Origin of the sequence: Gemmata sp. SH-PL17 (genome assembly GCF_001610855.1) — a bacterium.
Classification (GTDB): Bacteria; Planctomycetota; Planctomycetia; order Gemmatales; family Gemmataceae; genus Gemmata; species Gemmata massiliana.
This window is the reverse complement of record NZ_CP011271.1, coordinates 7,911,982-7,936,852: the sequence shown is the minus strand read 5'-3', so window position 1 is coordinate 7,936,852 and position 24,871 is coordinate 7,911,982. Positions and strand designations below refer to the sequence as shown.

Sequence of the window (24,871 nt, the reverse complement as noted above, 5' to 3'; positions counted from 1 at the left end):
CGCGCGGTCGGGTGCTACGCGGGTGATTCGCCGCGCGCCAGTCGCTCCATTACCGGGCGCAGTTCGGCGAACGCTTTCGCGCGGTGGCTCATCTGCTGTTTGACTTCCAGCGGCAGTTCGCCGAACGTCTTCCCGTGTTCCGGCACGAGGAACAGCGGATCGTACCCGAACCCGCCGGTTCCGCGGCGCTCGGTGACGATCGTTCCGTGGCACCGCCCCTCGACCGACGCGACGACCTTACCCGTTGGGTCGGAGAGTACCGCCGTGCTGATGTAGTACGCGCCCCGCTCCGCGCCGGTGAGCGCGGCCATCTCGCGCAAGAGCTTGTCGTTGTTGGCTTGGTCGTCGCCGTGCGTGCCCGCGTACCGGGCCGAGTACACGCCGGGGGCGCCGCCGAGGGCCGGCACACACAGCCCGCTGTCTTCACCGATGATCCACGCGCCCAGCACCGGCGCGAGTTGTGTCGCTTTGAGCGCCGCGTTCCCGACGAAGGTGTCGGCAGTCTCCTCAACTTCGGGCGCGTTGGGGTACGGTGTCAGGTCCGTGAGATCCAGGCTCAGGTCACCGAGGAGGTCGACCATTTCCTTGAGTTTCTTCTTGTTGCGACTGCCGATGACGACGCGGATCATTGCGGCCTTCCGTTGTGGAGAGCGTTCTCACGACGCAATATATTGTCCCAACCGCACGGACTGAAGACCACGGTACCGCCGACGCGATCGAGTCGACCTCGTGCGGCTTCGGTTCCCGTTCTGGTAGTGGGGCGCTTGATGTCTGCACCGCACGACCGGTACCACGCGCTGGACAGCCTCCGCGGGTTCGCCATGTTCCTCGGCGTGGTACTGCACGCCGGGCTCTCGTTCGGGACGCAACCGCCGGTCTTCTGGCCCGTGCGCGACAACGACCCGACCCTGCTCGCGGACGTGTGCCTGTTCGCGGTCCACACATTCCGCATGCAGACGTTCTTCCTGCTCGCGGGGTTCTTCGGCTGCCTGCTCTACAAGCGGTACGGGCTCGGCGGGATGGTGCGACACCGCATTCTTCGGGTCGCGCTCCCGTTCGTTCTCTCGGTGATGCTAGTCACTCCCACCGTTATGGGGGCGTTCCTTTACGCGGAACTGGAGAACGCCCGTGCGCAGGGCGTTCCGGAGACGGCTTCCCCGGTGCGCCGGTTCGCGGCTGACCTGATCGCCGCGAACCCGGAGCAAAGCAGTGTTGCGATCGTTGCGGACCGCTTCGTTTCCGGCGCATACGTTTCCCTGCTACCGCTCGGGCACCTGTGGTTCCTTTACTACTTGCTTTACTTTTACGCCGCGGTGGTTCTGCTCGCGCCGCTCCTCGGAAGGTTAACCGGAACGCCGGTGCTTGCTGCTATTGACGATGCATTTCAGCGACTAATTGAGGGCCGGTGGCGCGTGCTGGTGCCCGCGCTCGCGACAATCCCGGTCCTCCTCACAATGAAGACGTGGGTCAGCGACACGCCGCTCCGATGGCAACCGGAAGGGCAGATTCTGGCCTATTACTTCGGCTTCTTCGCGTTCGGGTGGATGCTGTACCGGCACCGCGCTCTCGTACCCACGTTCGGGCGGGGATGGCGCTTCAATCTCACCATCGCGAACGTACTCGTGCTGCCGATCGGGTTGGTGGCTTTGGCCACCGGGATTGAAGCCGAAAAAGCCGACGCGAGTAGTGCGTTTGTGAGAAGGTTCGCGGCATTTGCGGCGCAGGCCGTGTACACCTGGCTCATGATCGTGGGTTTGTGGGGCGCGTTCCTGCACTACTTCTCTCTCTCGCGCGGATGGGCGCGGTACCTCGCGGACGCCTCGTACTGGTGCTACCTTGCGAGCATTACGCCGATCGTGCTGCTCCAGTTTTGGGTGAAGGACTGGCCGCTGCCGGGGTTGGTGAAGTGGGGGCTTGTGAGCGCTGCGGCAACGAGCGTTTTGCTTCTGAGTTACGAATGGTTCGTGCGCTACACCGTCATCGGGACCGTGCTAAACGGGCGCAAAACACGGGCGCGGGCAGAAGCTCCCCCCGCGTCCGTTGCGACTGTTGAAACACGCGAGGAATCCTCACCCGCGTAAGTGCGCGTTACTTCTTCCCGAGCGCCGTGGCGACGATCGTTCCGATTTCTCGGCGCAGAGGGGTGGCGTTACCCTTATCGTCCGGGTGAACGCGGTTCGCCAGCACGATAATGGCGGTCTTGGTACCCGGATCGACCCACGCGCTCGTCCCGGTGAACCCGGTGTGACCGTAGCCCTCGCCCTTTTTGAACAGGTTGCCGCGCGGGGCCGAGTACGCCGTGTCCACGTCCCACCCGAACGAACGGGAGCCCTTCGCGTCGCCCCCCTTCGTCATGGGCACATCGACCGGGTGCGGTTCGGTGAACAGCTTCACGGTCTTCGCGTCGAGGACGCGGGTGCCGTCAAGTTCACCGTCCCGAAGGAGCATCCGGCAGTAGCGCACCATGTCGTCGGCGGTGGAGAACAGCCCCGCGTGCCCGGCCACGCCGCCCATCTTGAACGCGCGCGGGTCGTGGACCTCGCCGAGAATGATTTTGCCGTCGCGAAGGCCGGTCGGGGCGACCCGTTTTTTGAGCGCTTCGGAGGGCGTGTACGTCGTGTCGGCCATCTTCAGCGGATCGAACACGTTCTTTTTCGCGAACTGGTCCACGGACGTTCCGCTGATCTTCTCGACCAGTTCGCCCAGCACGATGAACCCGACGTCGCTGTACTTGAACCGCGTCCCGGCGGGCGCTTCGAGCTTCAACCCCGCAATGCGTTCGAGTGCCTTCGCGTGGCCGTTGGCGTAGTCCTTGATGTCGTTGTCCGCGATCAGCCCCGAGGTGTGGAGCAACAGGTGCTCAACGGTGACCTTCTCTTTGCCGTTGGCCGCGAACTCCGGCCAGTGCTTGCTCACGAGATCCTGGGGCTTCAGCTTCCCTTGCTGAATGAGTAACGCGATCGACGTGCCCGTGGCGACGGGTTTGGTGAGCGAGGCCATGTCGAAAACGGTGTCGGTCGTCATCGCGACCTCATCCGGCTTCACCGCGCGCTTGCCGAACGCCTTGCGGTACACGACCGCGTCCGCGTGAACCACGACCACAACGGCACCGGGGCACTCGCCGCGCTTGATCGCGGCATCGACCGCGGTGTCGATCTTAGTGAGCTGGTCTTTGTCGAGGTCCGCGGCGTAGGCACCGAGTGGCAGCGCGAGTAGTGCAACAAACGTAGAAGCGACACGAAACATGAAGGACGTTCTCCGTGGGGATCTCGGCCGACGTTTGACCGTGTTTCGCGTGGCAGCGATTTTGGGGTTCACGGTCGCGATCACTGAAACTGGCAGCAACTCGTCTCATTCCAGGCTGGCGAGCAGCCCCTGCATTTCGCCCTGTGCGTGCGTGTCCCCGGTCTTGCGGGCCGCGTCGATTCCCTGCTTGAGTACCGCACACGCCTCTTCGGTTTGGTCGAGCCGCATGAGCGCTTGCCCGCACTGGAGGAACGCCGGGACGTAGGGTTCCGCCGCGGTTCGGGCAATGAGGTCGCGGAGCACGGTCGCGCACTCCGCGTCGTCCCCGGCGCTGGCGTGCTCCATCGCGAGGCCGTACCGCAGGAACGCATCGTTCGGGTCTTCGGCCAACAGTGCCTCGATCTGTGCCATGCGTGCTGTGCGGGCCATGTGTGCGCGGGGTCCGTGTGGGATTCGCGGCCGATCGTGAGGAAATTCCTCAAGTCGCGGGCGCACGTTCACCCTACTTGCTCCGGGCACGGGCGACAACGCGCGGTACGACCGGTCCAGCCCGCACGGTTTGCGAATCCGGCTAACCGTTCCGTTCGATCCCCAGCGCGTGCGCGGCGCAGGTGTGCCTCGAACGGGGCGCCGGGCGGGTTCCTTGTGCTCGCACCGTGTAGCCGATCGCGCCGGGATTCCGAACAGAAGTGTGCAGTCGAAGGAAGGATTCCGCCGCTGGCACGGGGGCCACATGCGTTCGGTGACTATCACCTCGTTACTCCGGTTCGCGCGCCACCGGCTGTTCGTGCCGGCCGCACTCGTCGCTGGGTCAGCAGGGCTGGCCACACTGTCCCCGGTGTTCTCCGACCCGCCCCCGGCGGCCCACGCGGGCGAGCGCAGCATCACCCCCGGCAAGCGGCGCGATCAGGTCGTTGACGTGTACGACCGGCTGAAGTCGGCCGTTGTGAACATCCACAGCGAGCGCACGGTCGCGGCTCCGGGCGACGACCCGTTCCGCCCCGCCGGGCAACCGCAGCGCGTGAACGGGATGGGCACCGGGATCGTGCTCGACGGGCGCGGGTACATTCTGACCAACTTCCACGTTGTCGACGACGTGAACACCCTCCGTGTCCGATTGCACGACGGTGGGAGTTACACGGCCCGCATTATCTCGACCGACAAGGAAGCGGACCTCGCTCTGATCAAGATCGATCCGCCGAAGGCGCTGCCGGTCATCGGGCTGGGCACGTCGTCGGACCTGATGGTGGGCGAATCGGTCATCGCCATCGGGAATGCCTTCGGGTACGAGCACTCGGTGACCGACGGGCGGGTCTCGTTCAAGGGGCGCGACGTCTCGTTGAACAAGGACATGGGTTACAAGGGGCTGATTCAGACGAGCGCGCCGATCAACCCCGGGAACTCCGGCGGCCCGCTTCTGAATGTGCTCGGCGAAGTGGTCGGTGTGAACGTCGCGATCCGTGCCGGGGCGCAGAACATCGGGTTCGCGCTGCCGATCGATTCGGTGATCCCTCGCGCCGCGGACCTGATCGGCGTTCGGCGCCGGCTCGGGATTCGCCACGGCCTCCAGCTCCGCGATCAGGTCACGCGAGAAGCGACCGAGAGCGCGTCGAAGCGAGCCGTGAGCGTCGAGCTAGTTGAGGTCAACTCGCCGGCCGCGAATGCGGGCTTCAAGGTGGGCGACGTGCTCGATCAGGTGGACGACATCACCGTTGTAACGTCCGTCGACTTCGAGCGCGGGCTGATCGACCGCCCGGCCGGGGCTAAAGTGCCCGTGAAGGTGGTGCGTGCCGGTGCGGTGACAGAACTGGACATGACGCTTCAAGCCGGCCCCAAGTTGCCGCCGGGCGTGAACGAGGCCGTGTGGAAGCGGTTGGGCGTGAAGGTCGCCCCGGTCGGTGCGGACGCGGTCACCAAAGCGAACCCGCAACTCCGGGGCGGGCTACAGGTCACCGACGTCGCGGTCGGGAGTGCTGCGGCCACGGCCGGCATTCAAAAGGGCGACGTGCTCGTCGGCCTGCACCAGTGGGAAACGCTCAACCTCGATAACGTGTCCTTCGTGCTGAACCACAAGGATCTGTCCACGTTCCTGCCGCTGAAGTACTTCGTCGCCCGCGACGGCAAACTGAAGGACGGCCTGATCGCGAACGTCCCGTAACGAATCACAAAGGAAGCACCCTCCTCGCGCCGCCTCGGGTCTCGCCACCCGGGGCGGTGGCGTTTTTTAGCGCGGGAGGACCGCAGAGCCGAGGCCCGTCATGGTGCGATCGAACCCGGCCGCTTCGGGAGACGCAGCAAACGCGCGCTCCTCGCGCCAGACCGAGAGCGCGATGTGCAGCAACAGATCCGAGAAGAACACCGTGAGGAACAGCGAGCGCCCGACGTAATCGATCCAGATCTTGTGCAAATCGAGCGTCCAGGGGCGGATGATCGCTTCTTTACTGAAGCCGAGGATTGTCTGGCCCGCGAACTTGCCCGTGAGCAGGTAAATGAGCAGCAGCCCCACACCGGTCGCGATGAGCACGAACACAGTGAAGGACGTGCGGGCGATCGCGGCGCGCTCGGGGGCAGCGGTCAGCGGGCGCGTGAACAGTTTGAACTTGGTGAAGCACACCAGCGGGGCGCCGATCCAGAGTAGCAGACCCAAAACGAGCAGCATGTTACTCGCCACGTGGTAGATCACCACGAACGTCGCCAGCGTGAGCAGCACGCACAACGGGACACTCGTGACCAGCCCCCAACCGGGAACCAGCGACTCGGGCAGGAACAGCTTCATGCGCACACACGCGCGGGCCACTGCGGGGAGCAGCGACATAACCGCGGGCATCAGGGCCATATAAAACGCGACGCCCAGCAGGATACCAGATACCGCGTGCGCGGCCTCGGCCGTCCCCACGCTCGCGCTCTTGTCGATCTTCAAATCAATGAGCCAGTCGGTGGGAGTGAACGCGATCGCCAGCGGCACCGCAATTGACACCACCCCGCCGCCCAGAACCCACTTCGTGGAAACAGCGAGACGGTCGTAAGCGAGTGCCCCGAGTACAGCGGCCACCGGTAGTGCGAACAGGGCCAGGGCCTGAACGTACTGCAACAGAATCCCGAACGCGCTCAGCAGCTCGCGTTCCTCTTTGCTCATGGCGAGCGTGTTGATGAACCCCAACACCGCGGCGAACGCACACGGTACGGCCGCAACAAACAGCACCGATCGGCGCCACACGGCGAGCTTCCGCGCGGTCGCGTCCATGATGCCGGACGCGGTGAGCTTCGCGCCTTCTTCCGTGGTCGGGGCGATCGCGGACGGGTCCGGATCGATCATGCGCCGGACGAACATCTGGGCCAGTTCCAGTACCTCCGCGAACCGGTCGTTCGCGTCCGAACCGGAGCCACGCTTCCGTCGAAGGGCAGGTGCCTCGTCGTCCAGCGAGAGCGCTTCTGCGGCGGGCTTCGGGCGCTTTTCGGACTCGGGGATGAACGTGAGCGTTGCCTCACTGCCGGTCGGCCGCGCCGGTGTGACCGGGACGAGAGCGTAAGTGCCTTCGTCGGATTGGCTCGATTCAGGGTGTGAGGTTGTGGGCAAAAGGCCCGTGATGGTGCGCGCCGCGACCCAATCGGTGGTGCCTTCCTGCCACACCAGGTCCGCCGGTCCCAGTTTTCCGGTTTCTGCTGCGGCCTTCAGTTCCGCGAACGTCACCGGGCCGACGCGATCCCCGTTGACGACGTAGTACCAGACGGATTCCATGTATCCCCGCAAAGTGGAACCGTGACGAGAGGAATTGGAGCGCTGAATATATCGGTGCGCGGTTGTGTGCGGCAAGGGATACAAACGCCCGCGGCGCGGGCCTCCCGTGGGAAGCCCGCGCCGCGAATGAGTGACAGAGATTGTTTACTTCATCTTTTCCAGGGTTAACACGTACCGGGACGAGCCTTTCGGGGCGGTGAAGTCGGTCGGGCGCTTCTTCTCGTCGTAGCTGATGCAGATTTTGAGCTTGTCCCCATCGAACTGGTAGATGGCGACGTTCTTGAGGGCGGTCGTCTTGGTCTTCGTCTTACCGCGGGACCGGATCTTGTCGGTCGTGGTGATCGGTTTGCCGGCGTCGTCCACGTAGGTCAGGTCCAACTGCTTCGGTTCTTTGTCCACCGTGAGAGCCAGCTTCTGGCGGACGAACACGTCTTCCTTTCCGTCCTTGTTGAGGTACACGAAACGCATGATATCGCCCTCGATCACGTAGTAGCTGTTTGGTTCCGGGGCGTCTTCATCGTCGTCACCACTTCGGGACGCGAGCTTCCACTTGCCCTGGAGCTTGTCCTGTTCGGCCTTGAGTGCGGCTTGTTCCGCCTCGATCTGGGCCTTGGACTTGCACCCGGAGAGAACCAGGGGCACCGCGCACAGCGTGAAAATGGATACGTACTTCAACATCAGATCACCACAGGGTGTGAGGCACCGGGGCGGATTGCCCGGTGTGTGAAACCCGCTCCGTTGCGGGCTCTTTGAGAAACAGGGACACATTGCTGATCGCCTCACCCGAACGCACGCGCGGCCGGGTTCGACGACCAACGGGACTCGACAAATCGAACTGCACTTCGGGCAGGTTCGTGAACGGCTCGGCTAAACACGCGATGCAGGCACTTCGGCTACTCTTTCGCCTCAACCCGTGACCAACCCACTGAGCGTCGGCGCATGCGCGAGGTCGCGCGTCGGCTCACACAAAACAGACCGGCGATTCGCGCTGAATGGTGACTCGTTCATGGCTCGCTCTCGCCGGTTCTGGTGTTCGCGGCCACAACCTTCGTGTTGCGAAGAACTGTGACCAACAGGCGTAGCGAGAACAGGGCGTGAGCGTTACAGGTGAGGCGATCAAATTTGTGCGGGTCACGCGAAGACGCGGTCCGCGTTTCGATCAGAGACGTGAAGATTGATTCGGTGTGACGTGATAGTCCGAGCCGCAGAACGCCGTTCGGACTTTGTTCCAGTGAAAGTGCAGTGACTTACCGATCGATTTCGCCCATCACCACATCAATGCTCCCCACGATTGCAGGAACATCGGCGACGAGGCACCCGCGGCACAGTTCGCCGGTGACGCTCAGGTTCGCGAAGCAGCTCGATCGCGCTCGCACGCGGAGTGGCACGTTCTCCTTGGCCGGGCGCCCGACGACGTGGAACCCCATCTGTCCGCGTGGGCACTCCGTCTCCACGTAACATTCGCCCGGGGTGAGTTGACGCGGTGGTTCCACGCGGTGCGCGTACTTCGTCTTGAGCAGGTCGGCCAACTTCGCATCGTCCTTCTTGGCGTCGTCGGCCGAGAGCGTGGGCTTGCGCGCGGCGAACTCGGCCTTTACGCTTTCGCCCTCAGAATGGAGCGCGTCGTACTTCACGATCGCTTGCTCCACGATCTTGATGGCTTCCAGCACTTCGAGCATCCGCACGTAGAACCGGTGCCAGCAGTCGCCGATGACCGCGCCGGCTGGCGCACGATCGTAGGGCGGGAGCGGCACCTCGAACTGGTACTGTTCGTAGCCCGAGTACGGTTCCGTTTTGCGGAGATCCCACGCCGGATCGCCCTTCGTGCGGTCGAGCGACGCCCGCAGCATCGGGCCGGTGCAGCCGTAGTCGAGCGCCATCTCTTTCGAGAGCACGCCGATGCCCGCCGTGCGCTTCACGAAGATGTGGTTATCGGTGAGGAGCGCGTGGTATTCGGGGATGCGCGGCTTGAAATATTCGAGGAACTTTGCCACCCGCGCGGTGAACCCCGCCGGGAGGTCGTCGTGCGCGCCGCCGATGGTGAGATAGCTGTAAGTGAGTCGGGCGCCGCACACGTCCTCGAAGAGATCAAGGATGTGCTCGCGCTCGCGGAAGGCGTAGAGGAACGGCGAGAACGTGCCGAGGTCCAGCCCGTAGGCGCCCATCCCGACGAGGTGCGACGCGATCCGGTTCAGTTCGCAGATCAGCACGCGAATGACTAGCGCCTTTTCGGGGATCTTCAGCCCGCACAGCTTCTCGATGGCGAGCGAGTAGCCGAGATTCATGTTCATCCCGGCGAGGTAGTCCATCCGGTCCGTGTACGGGATGAACTGGATCGGCATCACGTTCTCGCCGATCTTCTCCGCGCACCGGTGCAGGTAGCCGAGGTGCGGAGTTACTTCCGAAATGACCTCGCCGTCGGTGCGCAGCACGAGCCGCAGAACCCCGTGCGTGCTCGGGTGCTGCGGACCCATGTTGACGAGCATTTCGTCGGTGCGGACGTCGAACTCGATAACGGTGGGGTCTTCGGGGGGCATAGTGGAGAGACTCGGCCTGTTGAGTGGCGACTCGCGTCTGTGAGTGATGGTATCATTGACCCGATCAGAAATCAGGAGCGTTCCCATGTTCGCGCTGCTCTTACTCGCCCCCGTCCCGCCCGAGATTGCCCCGCCGCCGCGTGTCGCCGATCCGTTCGCCAAGTGGGAAAAGGACGTCGCCGCCATCGAGAAGCGGTTGCGCGCGAACCCGCCGAAGCCGGGCGCGGTGTTCTTCGCGGGCAGTTCCAGCATCGTGCAGTGGGATCTGAAGAAATCTTTCCCCGATGCGGGGTACGTGAAGGTCGGGTTCGGCGGCTCGGTCATCACGGACAGCACGCACTTCGCGCCGCGCATTCTGTCGCCGCACAAACCGGCCACGATCGTCTTCTACGCGGGTGACAACGACATCGGACGCGGCAGCAAACCCGAAAACGTCGTAGCGGATTTTAAAGCGTTCGTCGCGGCTGTTAGGAAGGACAACCCGAGTTGCCGCGTGCTGTTTATCGCAGTGAAACCGAGCCTCGCCCGGTGGAAGAAGTTCGAGGACCAGAAGAAGGCCAACGCGCTCGTGCGGGAGTTCTGCGAGAAGGAGCCGGGGCTCGTGTTCGTGGACGTTGTGCCGGTGATGCTCGGCGCCGACGGTACGCCCAATCCTGATCTGTTCGTGAAGGACGGGCTACACATGACCCCAAAGGGGTACGAGTTGTGGACGGCCGTCATCAAGAAGGCGCTTGCTCGGGAGTAGTTGTGTCTGAGTCGAAAGGTCTGAAAGTCCCAAGTCGTAAGGTCGAAGGTTGCGTTGGCCGAGATCTTTGACTTTCCGACCTTCGACTTTCGGACCTTCGACTCCCGACTTTAAGGCTTCGCCGGCTGAATGTCCCAGAACACGTCGCGGCGCCGCGGCCGCATCCACAGGTAGAGCAGGCACGCCAGACCGAGGAAGCCCAGCCCGAGCCACTCCGGGCGGAGGTTCTCCGCGATCCAGTTCCCCGCTTGCTGGTACAGCGGGAACCCATCGGCCTTTTGCGATTCGTAATCGAGCTTGAGTGACTTCAGACCCATCGTCATGTACGGGGCCGCGAGGCTCAGCAGCCCGCACGCGACCGCGAGTGTCTGTTTCGCGACTTTGACGTCCAGCGGCACGTCCGCGAGCACGCGATCGCCCTGTCGGATCAGCACCCGCGCCCCGTGAACGCGACCGAGCACGCGCGGCACGACCCAGAACGTTTCGGTGATCGCGTCTTTTGCGTCAATCGCGAGCGTGTGTCGCGGCGGGTAACAGTCGCACCCCGGGAGCACCGGCTCCACTTCGACCGCCGATCCCTCTTCCACTTTGAACGCTTCACTGACCGCTTGCTTGACCTTCGCCTTCACGATTTCCGCGATCTCCGCTTGGGAGAGGATCACCAGGAGCGGAAACATGCGATCGGGGTTCATCCGCGTGTAGTAGCGCACGGTGGCCCGGCGCTCGGTGGCGGGCTTGCGCATCTCCACGGCACCATCGGCTTCGTCAGCGTGGCGCGCCCGTGCCTTTTGTTTTCGTTTCCCGACTTGCATTGATCGCGGCGCGGCTTCCGCTTCTTCGTCGTCGAAGTCCATCTCCTCTTCGGCCGCGGGAGCGCGAGGAGCCGATCTTGGAGGGGGAGGTTGGGCCGGCGCGCCCGGGGGAGCAAAGCTGCCGGGAGCGGGAGCGAGACTGGTCCGGTCGAACAGAAACAGTTGCAGCGTTCCGCCGACCAGTGCGACTGACCCGAACTTCTCGGTGACGGCCCGGATCGTGTCCGTGAGTTGGAGAACCGCCGTGCCGACGCGAAAGGCCCAGTCCGCTCCAGCCGGCGCGTTCCCCTGGCGCAGAAGGCGCGCGAGGAGTTCGTGGAGTGTGATCGCGGGATCGACCATCAGTTCCACCGGGGCGTGAGCCGCTGTCGGGGAAATGATGTGAACCCGGACGGACTGAGTCGGCGCGTCTGACATCGGGAAGCCTTCACCGAGAACGTGATGCCAGTGTCTTCGTTGCCCGCGCCCGGATATTCGCGATTCAGCGGCAGCGGATGCCGTGGTACTCCAGCGGGAACTCGTAATCCTTGCGGAGCGGGTGGCCCACCCAGTCGTCGTTGAGCAGGATGCGGACGAGGTTCGGGTGCCCGTTGAAGAACACGCCCACGAGGTCGTACACCTCGCGCTCGTGCCAGTCGGCCCCTCGCCACACGCCCGAGACGGAGGGTACTTCCGGGATCGCGCCGATCACGTCGCCTTTCCACCGCGGGAGCACCAGTTTCAGCGTGAAGCGCAGGCCCGGGAACGCGAAGCTCGACAGGTGGTAGAGCACTTCGAGGTGCGGCTCGAACCCGGCCTTCGCGACCTTCTTCGCGTCCGTTTCGAGGTAGTCCACGCCGGTGATGTCGTTCAGGAGCGCGAACTTCAATCGGGGATCGTCCCGCAGGAACCGGCACACGTCGACCAACTGTGCCGGATCGACCGTCACGAACGGATCGAGCGCGTCGAGCTTCTTGCCCGTGATCGCGGGACCGAACCGTTCTTCGAGCAGCGCGGCAATTTCAGTAGCGGTCATGGTGGTTCCTGAATGTCACGCCTTGACGGGCTTGGCGCGTTCCTTGTTCTCCGCCAGGAACGCGACCGCCTTCGCGGGATCGGCGAGTTCTTCCGGCAACTGCACGCGCCCCGTGCGCGCGGGGATTGGCAACTCCGCCGGCTGGCCCTTCGTGAGTTCGCGCATCTTGTGGATCTTGTCCTGTACCCGCATTAGACCTTCCAGCAGCGCCTCCGGTCGCGGCGGACACCCGGGCACGTACACATCGACGGGCACCACGAGGTCCACGCCCTTCGCGACGTTGTAGCCGTACTTGTAGTACGGCCCGCCGCCGCACGTGCAGGCGCCCATCGCGATCACGAACTTCGGGTCGGGCATCTGGTTGTAGAGCCGGCGCACGCGCTCGGCCATTTTCAGGTTCACGGTCCCGGCGACGATCATGAGATCCGCTTGGCGCGGGGTCGCACGGAACGCGCCTGCGCCGAACCGGTCGATGTCGTACCGCGGCGCGCCGGCGGCCATCATCTCGATGGCGCAGCACGCCAGACCGAACGTCATCGGCCACAGTGACGACTCGCGCGCCCAGTTGATCGCGTGCTCCAGGTTCGTGACCATGAACCCGTCTTCGAGGCGCCCTTCGAGCAGACCCATCACTCACCTCCGGACGAATGGCCCACGGTAACCGGGCGTTCGGACGCGACCGTTTCGCGCGGCGGACCGGTCCCGCCGACCGGCTCCTGGGCCGCCACGCTCCGCACCCACTCCAGATCGCCGCGGCGCCACAAGTACGCGAACCCGACCAGCAGCACGCCGAAGAACACGAGAATGTCCGCGAACGCGATCCACGCGAGTGACTTCGCGGCCGCGGGCTCCGGAGCCACGGCTCCCGGTACAACACTGTGCGGTTGCAGGTTCGCCGCCGATTCGACGCGCACTGCGGCCGGTTGCGACTCGTCGGCGGTGCGCACCGCGCTGCCGAACACGACCGCCCACGGGAAGAAGAACGCGAGTTCCACGTCGAAGATCACGAACAGCAGCGCGACAACGTAGAACCGCAAGTCGAACTGAATCCACGCATCGCCGATCGGCTGCTCGCCGCACTCGTAAACTTCGGCTTTCTCCGCACTCGGGCGGTCGGGTCGGATTAGTCGACCCAATACGAGATTCGCCGCGAGCAGGGTTAAACCCGCCGCGAGGAAGATCAGGAGGAAGAGAACGAGAGTCGTCATGGATACTCCGGCCGAACCCTGACTGCACAGTCAGCGGGTGTTGCCATCAATCCCGGCTGTGAGATCGAGGCGCCGTCACGTCGCTTGCTTCCCGTCGGTCGCGGTTTTTGCTTCCGCGGGCTTCGGGGCATCGGCGGTCTTCGTCCACACGGGCAAACTGACTCGCTTCGACTCCTGCACCGCGGTCGGGTTCAGCGTCGCCTGTCCCCACGCGACGTCCAGCGGTAGTTTCGCGTAATCGACCACGCAGCCGTCGCGAGTGTAGGTGCTGATGTCGTGGTTCGATCCCATGAAAATGCAGTCGACCGGGCACGGGTCCACGCACAGCGCGCAGAACATGCACTTCGTGTAGTCGATCTTGAACCCGGTGACCACGAACCCCTTGGCGGGCGGCGCGGCCTTCTCCTTGTCGATGTAAATGCAATCGACCGGGCACGCGCGGGCGCACTTGTCGCACCCGATGCACGTTGTCAGGTCGAACCGGTGGAACCCGCGGTACCGCGGGCGCACGGGCACCGGCTGCTCCGGGTAAGCGAAGTGCTTTGTGAACGTGCCGCGCCGGAACGACTGCACGAAGTACCACAGCGTGACGTACATGCCCGAGGCGAGCGTGGTCGTCGCGAGGTAAACGTTGCGGAACCAGGCGCGCATGGGATGACCGTGCGGGGGAGGGGTTCGAGGAGGTGATTGTAAGGGAGGTGGCCCGGGAACCGCAAGGCGCGGCGTGACTAGTCTGTCACACTGGAGGCGAACGGCCGGTGTGGGCCGGCCGGTGAGTGCAACTCCACCCGCTCGTTGACACTCGCGGTTCGCCAAGAGGCTCCAGGCGAACCGCGAGTGTCAACGAGCGGGTGGAGCGTTTCGCCCAAATCCGGTCGTCACTTCAGTAGCAGCTCCAGATCCTTGGTGGTTTGCTCGCCGGGCTTCACGTCGACTTGTTCTTTCACCTGCCGGTTGGTTCGCTCTTTCTCGCTGAACAGGTAATACGTGCCCGGCACCAGCTCCTTGAACTCGAACGAGCCGTCGGCTTTGGTGGTCGCTTTGGCGAGGGCGTTGCCCTTCGCGTCGTACAGGAACACGACCGCAGTCGGTTGCGGGATGCGGTTCTCGACCAGCTTCCCTGCAATCTTACCCGGCGCGGGACGGTTCAGTTCGGCTGCGTCGAGCAGTTCGATTTCCTGCACCTCGATCGTGCTCAACCCGGCCTGCGAGGTGAACTTCACCCCGACCACAACAATGCCCTTCTGGTCCGGCATCTGAAGTGTGGCGCGCCACTCGCTCGCCTCGAATGGCACGCCCGGCATGGGGGTGGGGCTTGTGGGGAGTTCGTCCTTGTTCGGCCGGCCGACGAAGAACTCGACCTTCTTGATACCGGAGACGCTCGGCCCACACGTCGCCTTGACCGCGAGCGGCTGCCCCTTCGCGGCTTTCGGCGGCAGGTTGAGGAACTTCACATCCGTCGGCACGTTGCCGTCGAACACGATCGTCACGCGATCCTTCGTGACGACGTCGCCGTCGGGGGCGATGAGGCGCGCTTCGAGCGTGCGCTTGCCGGTGAGGAGATCGACCGGCAGCACCGATTTGTGGTCCGCGATCGAACCGACCAGCTCGAACCCCTCGCCCTTCGGGTCGAAGCGAAACCGTGCGAGCTTCTGACGTGCAGTAGCGATGGAATATGTCCGGTCGGCGTTGACGGGCGATGTTGCGTCTTTGGCGGTGCCGACGAGCAGTTCGAGCCGTGCCCCTTCGGGCGCGTTGTCCACTTCGAGCGCGACCGGTAACGGTGCCGTGCCCGAAGCGTATTCGACGGCCTTCACACGCACACGGGGACTCGTTTGCGGTTGGAGGCGCACCGTCTCGCCGAGTGTGGGGAGTGTGGCCGAGTACGTGGCCACGCGCTCGACGCCGTCTGCCGAAAGTGTGACCGTGACTTTAGCCCCGGTCGGGGAGGGGAACGCGATGTTCTCAACGTACAGCGTGACCGGTTTCCCGGCGGTGGCGATGTTCCCGGCCTGGCTCCCGTCGCGCACGAGCAATTTGGGGTTCGCTTCCGGTGGGAACAGGAGCTTCACGGGGCACGCGCCCGAACCCGGAATGTCGCCGGGCACGATTGTCGCGCTCAGTCGATTCAACCTGCCGTCGACCGCGGGGGTGAACACCGCGTCGCTCACCCGGAGGTAGCTCGCGGGATCTGCGACCACAACCGGGAGCGTGAACGTCTGAAGAACCACGTCCTTGTCGGCGGGATCGAACAGTTCGAGTGCCAGCGCGTTCCCACTAATTGGAGCGAAACCGTCATCGGGCTTCGCCACTGCCCCGGGCGCGAGGGGCGGCGGGGGAGGAGCGGTGGACGTGAACACGAGCGGAACCGGCTTGCCCGGTTCGAGGTTAATGGGGGCCGTCTCCCGGTTCAGCCCCACGAGGCGCGCTGCAATTTTTTGCGGTGCGGGGGACGGGTTGAACAGCACCAGTTGGTACGAATTCGGCTGGCCGTTCGGTCGGACGCGGAACTCCGTCAGTTGTTGCGGGGCGGCTTTGGGGTCCGTTCGCACGAGGAGATCGACGCGGCTCGAAAGCGTTCGCAGCGACACCGGTACACGCCGGTGGTACGTTCGCGTTTCGCCGCCGAGTTCCGCGGTCGCTTCGACGAGTACGCCGAGTGCGGTGGGGTGCGAAGTGGGCTTGCTGCCCGCAGCGAGCGGGAGTGAAAGCACGCTATCGCGGATCACTTCGAGTTGAGCTGAAGCGTCCGACGACGGTCTGAGCCACTCAGCGGCCGGCGAGAGTACCTGAACGCATGCCGTGGTCGGTGTGCCGACCGAGCGGAGGTGAATTTTTAAATCTGTGCTCGGTTTCTCGAATGTGAGTTTCGGTACCGATGGGTGCGTGAGTTCGAGGTACGGGAACCCGCCCGTCTTCGCCGCGGTCGCGCAACTTCGGGCGGCTGCGGTCGTAAATGGTGCGCTGGCAATGGCTGGGCTGGGATCAGCGGGATCGCGTAGTTCGTACTCGAAGCGCGCCGCGTGCCACGCCCACATCCGCAGTGCGGCTTCGCGTTGCTGGGCCGTGTGCGGGTTCGTTGTTGCGTCATCGAGTTTCGGTGCCGCGACAGAAGTAGGCCACACGGCCGCCGCGCGATCGGGCGCGCTTTGCGACAGTCGCGCGGGTACGTCTTCCGACCACGCGCGGCGCAGCCGGTCCGCGAACGCGAAGCGGTCCGGTGCGAGCCGCAGTAATTCGTCTTCGGTGCGATCTCCGGGATCCGCCGTGCGAAGAATTGCGCTGGTCCATCGCGACCGGCGCTTGGCGAGGTCGGTGTCGTGAGGCGCTTCGTTGGCCGGATTTAGAGTGAGTGTGCGCGGCTTGCCCTTTTGGGCTGCCTCGTTATCCGTCGTGTCCTTGCGAAGCGTACTTTCGCACAATCGCCGAGTGAGCGCGGACCGCGCGTTCCACAACGCCACGCGATCCGCGACCGGCACGAGCGGCGAAGCCAGTGCTGCGTCCAGTTCCGCATAGGTTGAGGGACCGGCATTCGGCCCTTCTGCGCGCCGGCGCAGTGCCCCAATCGCCTCGGGCGTGAGTGGTCGGTTCGCGGTGTTGAGAGCCACGCGGACACTGTTCGCGAGTCGGTCCCATTCTGGCACGCGGTCGGCGAACGTGTTCCCGGTCAATCCAGGCGTTGGCAGCAGTACGCGGTTCAATTTGCTTACCGCGTCGGCAACGGTGACCGCCTCCGTTATGTTCACCGCCCCGCTGTTTACGAGCGGTGTAACACCCGTTAACCACAGTGTTGCGTCGTCACGAATCGCGATTGCCGATTGCAACCGGTCTGCGGTGAGCTTCAACTTTCGTGCTTTAGCTTCTGCGGCACGGAGACGGGTCGTTGCATCGTCGGGGGAGGCGAACCCCGGCGCGAACAGGACTGCTTCGGCGTTCGCGCGAAGCGAATACGCTTCATCGAGTGCCGGCTTCGCCCAGGTCAACACGTCCGGTCGGGTCGCGGTGTCTTCGATCCACCGGGCCGTTTGGAGCGCGAGTGCCGCGCGCTCGTTCGCCCACGGCGCGAGTGCGTTCTGATCGGTGAGCGCGGCGAGTCGTCGGATGAGCAGCACTTCCGCGAACCGCACTTGTGGATCTTGCACGGCGAGCAGTTTTGCGAAGTTGCGGATGCGGGCCGGCGACGGGTCCGCGTCGTCTGTGAGCACCCGAAACACCGCGGCCGCGAGGAGCGGGTGCGGCTTCGTTTTGAACGCATCGAAGTCTGTGGGGAGCGGCGGTTCGGTCGGCTTCTCGTCGGGCTTCGTAGGTGTGGGCGCGGGGCGCGATTCCGCTGTCACTGCGGCCGTGCGAAGTTGCTCGATCAGTGCAGATTCCGGTATCGCGTATCCGGGAAACATCGCCGCAAGCGTGGGCAACGGATCGGGCGTTGGCACTGCGCGCAGTGCTTTGCCAATTTGCTCGGCGTGTGATAGCGCGAGCGTGAGTTTGTGCCTTGCATCCTCGGGAGGAAGCCCGTTTTGAAGGTCGCGCTCGGCACTGAGGAGGGCCGCACGTACTTGCCGGAACGCCCACGGAGCGGCCGTCGCCCGTCCGTCCGTGCGCCAACGGTCGTGTGCTTCCCACGCGGCTTTCAGCCAGTCGGGGTACGCGATCTCATTGATCGCTTGTTCCTCGGGAACGTGACCGGCCGGAATCGCTCGCAGTGTGAAGTCTTTCGCGCTGCCGACCAGAACTGGCGCTTGTGCCGGCCCGCGGTTCTCGCTCGACCAGCGGTTCACGCGCACGCGGACAAAGTTCGCGAGTTCGCTCACGGTCACGCGGCCGTCACGGTCGCTGTCTGCAACGCCCTTTAAGCCGGTTTCGAGGTAGTAACTGAAGACCGATCGGCCGAGTTCCGCTGAGGTGTGCGGCGTTTGCCCCGGTCCGCACGCGACGAGGCACAGGCGGTTGTCGTCGGGCACCGCGTCGAGTGCGGCAAACACTGCGGCCGAGAGGTTGCCGGCGGGCGGCGCGTAAAGTGGATCGCCACTCGGCGGCACGAGGTTCAGAACGAGCAGTTTGTTGTGTGCCGGGCAATCGCGCACGGCCGCGAGCAGTTCTGTGAGCGTGAGCCGATTGCGCGGGCTGTCCCCGACGGGATCGGCCGGCACCAGGAACACCGCTCCGCCGGCATCAACGGCCGCGGGCGCGGAAAGGGAAATGACCATCGGCTGCAAACGCGCCGTTTTCGCGAGCGCGGCGAACCGCAGGCGGATCTGGTCGCGCGACGGGTTCGCGCTCGGATCGTCGATCGCCTGCCCGAGTAAGTCAGACGTCGCCAGTGCCGCACGGTCGCGTTCCGCCCACGGGACCGCGCCGCTTTCCGCGGGGCCGGTCGTAATCGCTACGGGCAGCACGGCAACGGGGCGCGGGGGAGACACCCAGTAGAGCAAGCCGATCACGACGCCCGCGAACGCGGTGAGCACCACCAGCACGAGGAGTAACCGCGTGCGCCGACCCGCGCCGGGTGAGGGCGGCGCACTGAATCGCCACAACCGCGGAGTTTCTGGGGTGTCGGACATGCGTGAATCCTTCGCGAACACTTCACCAGAATCGTCACTTCGTCGGAGGTTCCGGGCGCGCTGAGGTGTCCGTTGGTGCGGGTGCGGTCAGTGTCAGGTGCCGCCCGTCTTTCTCTGCGGCGCGGAGCGCGTCGTTCAGCACCACGAACTCCAATCCCGTTGCCTTCGTTTTCACGTTCGCCCCGTTAAGCCCGTCCCACCAGTAGAGGCACGTGAGCTTGTTTGCGCCGCGGTAGAGCCGGACCTCGCGCCCGGTTGGAGGAGTCGCGCTCTGCGGTCGCGCGAAAATCGGGTTGCCGTCCGGGTGTGTGAGGCGCACGACGAGGCACGTTCGCTTCTGTCGCTCGCCGGGGGCCACTTCCACGTCGTGTTCTTCGAGCGTGATTGAATCGAGCGTGACTGCGGCCCCGTCCACAGTAACCGCGCGGTTCCTCAAATCGACGAGCACGCCGTCGGGTGCCTTGAATACTTCGCTTGCCGCGGTGAACGGCTCCGGCGCCCACCACGCACTGAGCTTGGGTGAGGCAGACGCTTGAGTACCGGGGAACTTCGGCCAGCCGGGTGAATGGAGCGACCACGCCGGGGCCGGGAACCCGCTTTCCGCGCGCCACCGAATTGCGATCGGCTCCGGTTTCGGCACTGATGGCGTGACCTCGAACCACACGTCACCGATTCGCGTGACTCTTGTGCGACGCTCAACGAGCGGGTTCACGTCGATGGCGGTAAACAGGTCTAGTTTCTCGGCTTTGGCCCCGTTTTGAAGAAGCGCGAGCCGCCACGGATCGGTCGGCGCGCCAGCCTTCGCGAGGGCTGGTACGGTGTCCGCGAACCAGTGGCGTTTGAGCCTTAGCTTGTGGTCATCCACGGTCAGATCGAGCAAGAGTCGGTCGCCCGGCGATAGTGGAACGTAGCCGCTGAATTTCGAGTCGCCGAATACTTGCAGCGTGTAGTTGCCCGGCGCGATCTTTCCCGCGTGCCAGTTATCGTGCTCGGCCGTCCCCGCCATCAGGCTCGCGGTGGGAACATCGGCTCCGTGCGGTCGGAGCGTGAAACGCACGCGCGGGTTCAATCCCGTGCGCAACCACGTCACCAGCTCATTAATGTTCTCCACGCCCACGAACTTGCCGGCCGGTGTGAACGACTCGGCGCTTTTGAATTCGGCCTGGGCGGGTTGCTCTTCTTTGTCCACATCGAACGCGGCCACACCGAGCGCGACTTCACTGGGCGGGAATTCGGCACGCAGCACGTCGCCGACCGTGCGCTTCTTCTCGCCGTAATCGGGATCGGTCGCGGCGCGGGTATCGACCGCGTCCGAAATCAGCGCGACCGCCTTGAACGGCACCTTCGCGTCTTTGATCCGATCCTTCGCGCGAACGACGGCTCGCGTGATGGGCGATTCGTGCCAGGGTTCGAGTCCGCGCACCTGCTTCAGCACGTCCTCAACGATTGCGTCCGAGTCGATCGGCAGGTCCGTGGGCGGGAGAACCTCGCGGATCGTGTCTTCGGGCACTTTGGCGCCGGGCATCTTTTGACCGAACACCCACACGTTGATGGTTGTGCCGGGTGGAAGTTCCTTGAGCAGCTTCGCGAGCGCGTCCACCGCGATCGGGTAATTGGCGACGCGCATCGGGTCTTTCGGGTCGCGCCCCATGCTGCCGGAGCAGTCGAGCACGATCGCGACCGCCCCCGTACCGAAGCCGTAACGCTTCAGCGCCCGGGTGTCGGCGCGCACCGCAAGCCCCACCGCTTGCGACAGCGGCGCGCTCACTGCCGTGCGGTCCGGCACTGCGAAGTAATCCACCGGGCACGATGCGTCCAGCGTGCGCCCGCGGAAGAAACCGGTCACTCGGAGTGCTTCGGTTTGAGCTTTGGGCGTGAGCGGTTGTGGGAGTGGCGGCCGCGTCAGGCTTCGTGTCAGCGCGGTAGCACCCGGGGCGGTGCTCACCGCAGTGCGTGTAGAAGCATCGGTCCAGAAGACGGGAAAGCCATCAATTCCCGTGGTCGGGTGCGGAGTGAATGGCACGTGTACGGTCGGGTGCGGTTCGTCCGTGATTGCGATGCGAGCGGGTAACTTCGGTGCCACCGGGAACGGCATTTCGGCGCGGTACGGCTTGAACGGATCGTCGGTCGGCGCAGGTGCTGCCGTGACCGCGTTCGCGTCGTCCGTGAGGCGCTGGACCGCGAGGGAGTAGTACCGCGTGTCGCCCTCACCGTACCAGTGGTCGGCAAAGGTCCGACTCGCCTGATACGCGATGTACCCGCGCACGCGCTCGCGCCGCACGCGCTCAATAGGCGCATCGGACACCGCAGCGCGGGCCGGTGAGATGCGAACCCACCGGTCGGCCGCGAGCGCGCTGTCGGGTTTCGTTGCAAGTGCGGTGACGGCGTCGAAGAGTTCGCCGGCGCGCGAGTTAAAGATCGCGAGCGATTGCCGCCCGTCGGCCTGGAACGCGAACCGCACGAGGCGCTCGTGCAGCGCGTTGTAGTCCTCGCCCGGTCGCACTCCGCACAGCGCGCGGATCAGGTTCGGCCCGCCGAATCGTTCGAGCAACAGTTGCCCGCGACGACTGGCCGTCTCGAACGCCGTTTCGCGTGCTTTGACCGCGGGAACTTCGGGAAGTGGCTCGGGCCGTGTTTCGCCCGTAATGAGCAACTGCCGCGACACGCGCCGGAATTCGCGTGCGAGTGCCACGCGGTCGCTCGGGTTGAAGTCCGGAACGGGGGGGGCGGTGAATACTGCGTCGGCCGTGTTCCACCACTTCACCGCGTTCGCGCGCGGAGTCGAATTCGCATCAAACTCCGGCCTCGTTTTGAGCAGTGTCTCGGCTTCGGTCGCCAGAGAGAGCCGGCCGGTCGCGCGTGATTCCGTGAGTTCTTTGCCCGCCTTGATGATCCCCTCAAGGGCGTTCCGCGTGTGGCCGGTCGGCTGTGCGGGCAGGTTCGCGGTTATGTGGAGTTGTTCCCACACCGCGCGCTGGGCGGCGAACCGGCTCCCGACGGAATCCGTGAACCAGCGGGTCATCCACTCCGTTTCGGCCACGGCGAGGTGTGAGCCGCGGTGCCACGCCACGAGCGCGTCACGCGGGCCACTTCCCCAACCCGTCAGCGTGTCGAACGAGTAGTCTGCGGTCACCGAACCGAGGGCGCGTTTCCAGCTCGCTTCGTCGGTCGCGAAACACAGGTCTTCGGCCTCGCGTCGCTTCGCGTCGACTGGCGCGAACTGAGACGCAATCCACGGGTAGAAGAACTCTGCGTAGGGGTAAACGGACGATTTTCCGGTGTGATCTGAGGCGAGCATCGCGGCGGTTTCTTCGGCCTTCAACCGCTGGTGAAGCACGCTCTTTAGTAACTGGCCGATCATTTCGGCTTTTGATGCAGCCGGGAGATGTCGTGCGAGTCCTGAGAGGAAATTCAGTTCAGCGGGCCGAATGGCGAGCCCGTCGCTCACGAGCGGCACGAGTTCGCGGGCGATGGGGAGGCGCGGGAGCGGTTCTTCGGCGGTCCATTCCACGAGCGCCCGGCACCAGAGCAACCGGTTCGCTTCGATGTCGCCGGTTTCGTCGCGCACGGCCGCCCACTCCTTCGCGCGGTCGGCCGGTTGCTTCCCGGCAACGCGCCCGATCCCCGTGAGGAACGGTTTCTGCACTTCGGGCGTCCAGGGCTTCCACCTCTGCCCGCCCACCGCCGACTGGATCGCGAGTGTTTGGGGCGAAATGTCGAGCGTGCGCGCGGATTCGATCTTCCGGCGCAATTCGGCCGCGTTCTCTCTCGCGCTGGCGGCGCCTTCGGTATCGCCCGCGAGCACGTGTTGTTCGTGCCGGAGCACCCAGGCTTCGTACTGGCGCCACAAGTGCGGCGAGTACGCGGTGGGCGGCGGAGTCGCCTGCGCGAGTGCGCGGTACTCCTGCCACTGCTGCTCCAACTCGGGCGGCGGCTCGAACGGGTCCGGCGCGGAGAGGGGCGCGGGCGGACCGTCCACCGAAACGAGGTGCATGTCGCGCACGCGCTGCTCGCCTTCGGCCTTCGGCAGCAGCACCGGGATCTGACGCGCGCCGCGGTGGTCGCGTGCCCAATCCGAAACGCGAGCCGTGACGAACGCGACCAACTCACCCGCGGTCACGCGCTTGTTCCCGTCGGCATCGGCCCCACCGTTCAGCCCGTTTGTGGCAAAGTGAGAGAAGGCGGACGTTCCCCACTCGGGCGACGCCCACGAGCGCTCGTCGAGTCCGCTGCTGAGCCACACCGCGAGGTTCGGGATCGCCGCGATGTCTGCGTCCAGTTCCGCGACGCCGCCCGCGAAGTCGTTGTGAACCAGCCCCAGATCGGTGAACGCGGGTTCGCGCGCCGCGTCGATGACGAGCAGTTTCTGTTGAGCGGCAGGGAGCCGCGCGAGTTGTTCGAGGAGCACTTTGAACCGCACGCGCTCGCCCGGTTCGCCGGTCGCGTCTTCGGGGAACAGGAACGGGCCGTCGCGGTCGCGCCCGCCGTGGGCCGAGACGAACACCACGACGCACTTCTCTTTCACCACCGAGAGGTCCGGGAGTCCGGCGCGGGTCAGTGGGGTGGCGGGGCCACCCATGAGCCGCGAGCGCGTGCCGAGCCAGCTCCCCGGCCGGGCGAGCGTCGCGAGTTCCCGGGCGTCGGCCTTGCCGTAAGCGTTCGGCGGCACGGCGAGCGTGCGGTCGTAGTTCGCCGAGAGGATCACGAGGCGGGCGGGAGCCGGCGGACGAATCCAGAACACCACCCACGTCACCACGGCGAGCGCAATCAGCCCCAATCCGGCAACGAGAGCAAGTTTTCGCCAGCGCGGGCGGTACGGTGTGCGGGCGGGCGGCGACCGCCAGGCCGGGCCGGACGCGGAGATCGACGGCGCCGACGACCCGCGCCACGGCGGTGCGGGTGTTGGTGTGCTCATAGGGTGCCCGAGCGAAGCGGTGTGTTCGTAACGGTTCTAACGGCGCGGCGGACCCGATCACGATACGCCCGCGGCCGGCCCATTCTTTCTCGGCCGATCGCGCACTTCCGCGAAAGGACACTTGGGACACCGGCGTAGAGTTTCTGTGCGGATCGGGTAATCTGTGCGAACCGGTGCGGTGGTGCCGGTGTACACCAGGGTTGGAGCGCGCATGTCGGAACCGGCCGAAGAAAAACGCGAGGGGACTCGTCGGGTTCCGCGTCGCGCCGACCTCAGCAGGGTGCTCGATAACGTACTCGGCGCCGTGCCCGCCAGTTCCGCGCCCAAAACGCTCACCAATTCCGTTGGTATGGCGTTCGTACTGATCCCGGCCGGCAAATTTTTCATGGGTTCGCCCCCCGGAGAGGCCGGGCACCGGACAAACGAAGGGCCGGTTCACGAGGTGGTCATCGGGAAATCCTTTTATCTGGGTATTCACCCCGTTACGCAGGCCGCGTACCGCACAGTGACCGGCCAGAACCCGTCGCGGTTCACAGCGGCCGAGGGGGGGGGCCAGAACACCCGGTCGAATCGGTTTCGTGGGCCGACGCCGTGGCGTTCTGTACGCGGTTAAACGCGCGCCCCGAAGAACAGGCCGCCGGTCGGAGCTACCGTTTGCCCACGGAAGCGGAGTGGGAATTCGCCGCCCGTTCGGGTACCGCGGCCCCGTTCGCGTTCGGAGACACGTTCTCGGCCCCACACGGGAACTTCGATGCGGTGTATCCTTATGGGGAGAGGGTGAGCCGAGTGCGGCCCCGGGGCGCACGACGCCGGTGACGCGCTACCCCGCGACCGCGTGGGGGCTGCACGACGCCCACGGGAACGTGTGGGAATGGTGCGCCGACTGGTACGGCGAGGCGTACTATGCCACCTTACCTCTCCGCGACCCGCCGGGACCGCCCGAGGGCCGGTTCCGGGTGCTCCGCGGGGGGAGCTGGCGCAACCACGCCACCGCGTGCCGGGCCGCGTACCGGAACGCTCTCGCCCCTCACCAGCGCGATTCGGCCACCGGGTTCCGGGTCTGCTGCGTGTTGAACACCTGACCGAACGTGTC

At 65.1% G+C, this 24,871-nt stretch carries 17 protein-coding genes and 1 pseudogene; 5 read left to right on the top strand and 13 right to left on the bottom strand.

Annotation, left to right across the window (positions count from 1 at the left end):
- Positions 1-14: 14 nt before the first annotated feature.
- A complete protein-coding gene (gene rdgB, locus VT84_RS33065; protein WP_082842541.1) occupies positions 15-629 on the bottom strand; it encodes an RdgB/HAM1 family non-canonical purine NTP pyrophosphatase in 615 nt (204 codons plus the stop codon).
- A 138-nt stretch (positions 630-767) separates the two neighbouring features.
- Between rdgB and VT84_RS33060 the strand changes: the two genes are divergently transcribed.
- Positions 768-2,081 carry an acyltransferase family protein gene (locus VT84_RS33060; protein ID WP_082842540.1) on the top strand — a complete coding sequence of 438 codons (1,314 nt, stop codon included), beginning with the start codon at positions 768-770 and terminating at the stop codon, positions 2,079-2,081.
- A gap of 7 nt (positions 2,082-2,088) precedes the next feature.
- Here VT84_RS33060 and VT84_RS33055 read toward each other — a convergent pair whose 3' ends face one another.
- Complete coding sequence (locus VT84_RS33055) at positions 2,089-3,246, bottom strand: serine hydrolase domain-containing protein (RefSeq protein ID WP_082842539.1); 1,158 nt, start codon at positions 3,244-3,246, stop codon at positions 2,089-2,091.
- 105 nt (positions 3,247-3,351) lie between these two features.
- Positions 3,352-3,675, bottom strand: coding sequence for a hypothetical protein (locus VT84_RS33050; protein WP_082842538.1), 324 nt, complete (start codon positions 3,673-3,675; stop codon positions 3,352-3,354).
- A 304-nt stretch (positions 3,676-3,979) separates the two neighbouring features.
- Here VT84_RS33050 and VT84_RS33045 point away from each other — a divergent pair, with 304 nt between their 5' ends.
- On the top strand, positions 3,980-5,404 hold the full coding sequence (locus VT84_RS33045; RefSeq protein WP_082843479.1) for a trypsin-like peptidase domain-containing protein: 1,425 nt from the start codon (positions 3,980-3,982) through the stop codon (positions 5,402-5,404).
- Positions 5,405-5,470: 66 nt separating this feature from the next.
- On the opposite strand, the gene VT84_RS33040 is transcribed toward VT84_RS33045, so the two are convergent.
- From VT84_RS33040 to VT84_RS33030, 3 genes are all read right to left on the bottom strand, one after another.
- A complete protein-coding gene (locus VT84_RS33040; RefSeq protein WP_082842537.1) occupies positions 5,471-6,985 on the bottom strand; it encodes a DUF4339 domain-containing protein in 1,515 nt (504 codons plus the stop codon).
- A 144-nt stretch (positions 6,986-7,129) separates the two neighbouring features.
- Entirely contained in the window at positions 7,130-7,663 is a 534-nt protein-coding gene (locus VT84_RS33035; RefSeq protein ID WP_162271932.1) for a TIGR03067 domain-containing protein, read from the bottom strand.
- A gap of 569 nt (positions 7,664-8,232) precedes the next feature.
- Positions 8,233-9,522, bottom strand: coding sequence for an NADH-quinone oxidoreductase subunit D (locus VT84_RS33030; RefSeq protein WP_082842535.1), 1,290 nt, complete (start codon positions 9,520-9,522; stop codon positions 8,233-8,235).
- Positions 9,523-9,607: 85 nt separating this feature from the next.
- On the opposite strand from VT84_RS33030, the gene VT84_RS33025 reads away from it, so the two are divergent.
- Positions 9,608-10,267, top strand: coding sequence for a GDSL-type esterase/lipase family protein (locus VT84_RS33025; protein WP_082842534.1), 660 nt, complete (start codon positions 9,608-9,610; stop codon positions 10,265-10,267).
- A gap of 110 nt (positions 10,268-10,377) precedes the next feature.
- Here the strand turns inward: VT84_RS33025 and VT84_RS33020 are convergent, their stop codons facing one another.
- From VT84_RS33020 to VT84_RS32990, 7 genes are all read right to left on the bottom strand, one after another.
- A complete protein-coding gene (locus VT84_RS33020; protein WP_082842533.1) occupies positions 10,378-11,496 on the bottom strand; it encodes a hypothetical protein in 1,119 nt (372 codons plus the stop codon).
- 64 nt (positions 11,497-11,560) lie between these two features.
- On the bottom strand, positions 11,561-12,094 hold the full coding sequence (locus VT84_RS33015; RefSeq protein ID WP_052551127.1) for an NADH-quinone oxidoreductase subunit C: 534 nt from the start codon (positions 12,092-12,094) through the stop codon (positions 11,561-11,563).
- 15 nt (positions 12,095-12,109) lie between these two features.
- The gene (locus VT84_RS41470; protein WP_052551129.1) at positions 12,110-12,724 is read right to left on the bottom strand and encodes an NADH-quinone oxidoreductase subunit B; all 615 of its coding nucleotides are present in this window, start codon (positions 12,722-12,724) and stop codon (positions 12,110-12,112) included.
- On the bottom strand, positions 12,724-13,302 hold the full coding sequence (locus VT84_RS42045; RefSeq protein WP_082842532.1) for an NADH-quinone oxidoreductase subunit A: 579 nt from the start codon (positions 13,300-13,302) through the stop codon (positions 12,724-12,726). The genes VT84_RS41470 and VT84_RS42045 overlap by 1 nt, the downstream gene beginning before the upstream one ends.
- A 75-nt stretch (positions 13,303-13,377) precedes the next feature.
- Positions 13,378-13,953 carry an NADH-quinone oxidoreductase subunit I gene (locus VT84_RS33000; RefSeq protein ID WP_052551131.1) on the bottom strand — a complete coding sequence of 192 codons (576 nt, stop codon included), beginning with the start codon at positions 13,951-13,953 and terminating at the stop codon, positions 13,378-13,380.
- Positions 13,954-14,180: 227 nt separating this feature from the next.
- Complete coding sequence (locus VT84_RS32995; RefSeq protein WP_157470110.1) at positions 14,181-18,863, bottom strand: carboxypeptidase-like regulatory domain-containing protein; 4,683 nt, start codon at positions 18,861-18,863, stop codon at positions 14,181-14,183.
- Between the two features lie 34 nt (positions 18,864-18,897).
- Complete coding sequence (locus VT84_RS32990; protein WP_082842530.1) at positions 18,898-23,778, bottom strand: VWA domain-containing protein; 4,881 nt, start codon at positions 23,776-23,778, stop codon at positions 18,898-18,900.
- A 211-nt stretch (positions 23,779-23,989) separates the two neighbouring features.
- Between VT84_RS32990 and VT84_RS42040 the strand changes: the two are divergent.
- Positions 23,990-24,450 (top strand): annotated as a pseudogene (locus VT84_RS42040) (formylglycine-generating enzyme family protein); the annotation flags it as partial.
- On the top strand, positions 24,357-24,860 hold the full coding sequence (locus tag VT84_RS41450) for a formylglycine-generating enzyme family protein (protein ID WP_410000373.1): 504 nt from the start codon (positions 24,357-24,359) through the stop codon (positions 24,858-24,860). The pseudogene VT84_RS42040 and the gene VT84_RS41450, both read left to right, overlap by 94 nt.
- The last annotated feature ends 11 nt before the right edge of the window (positions 24,861-24,871 follow it).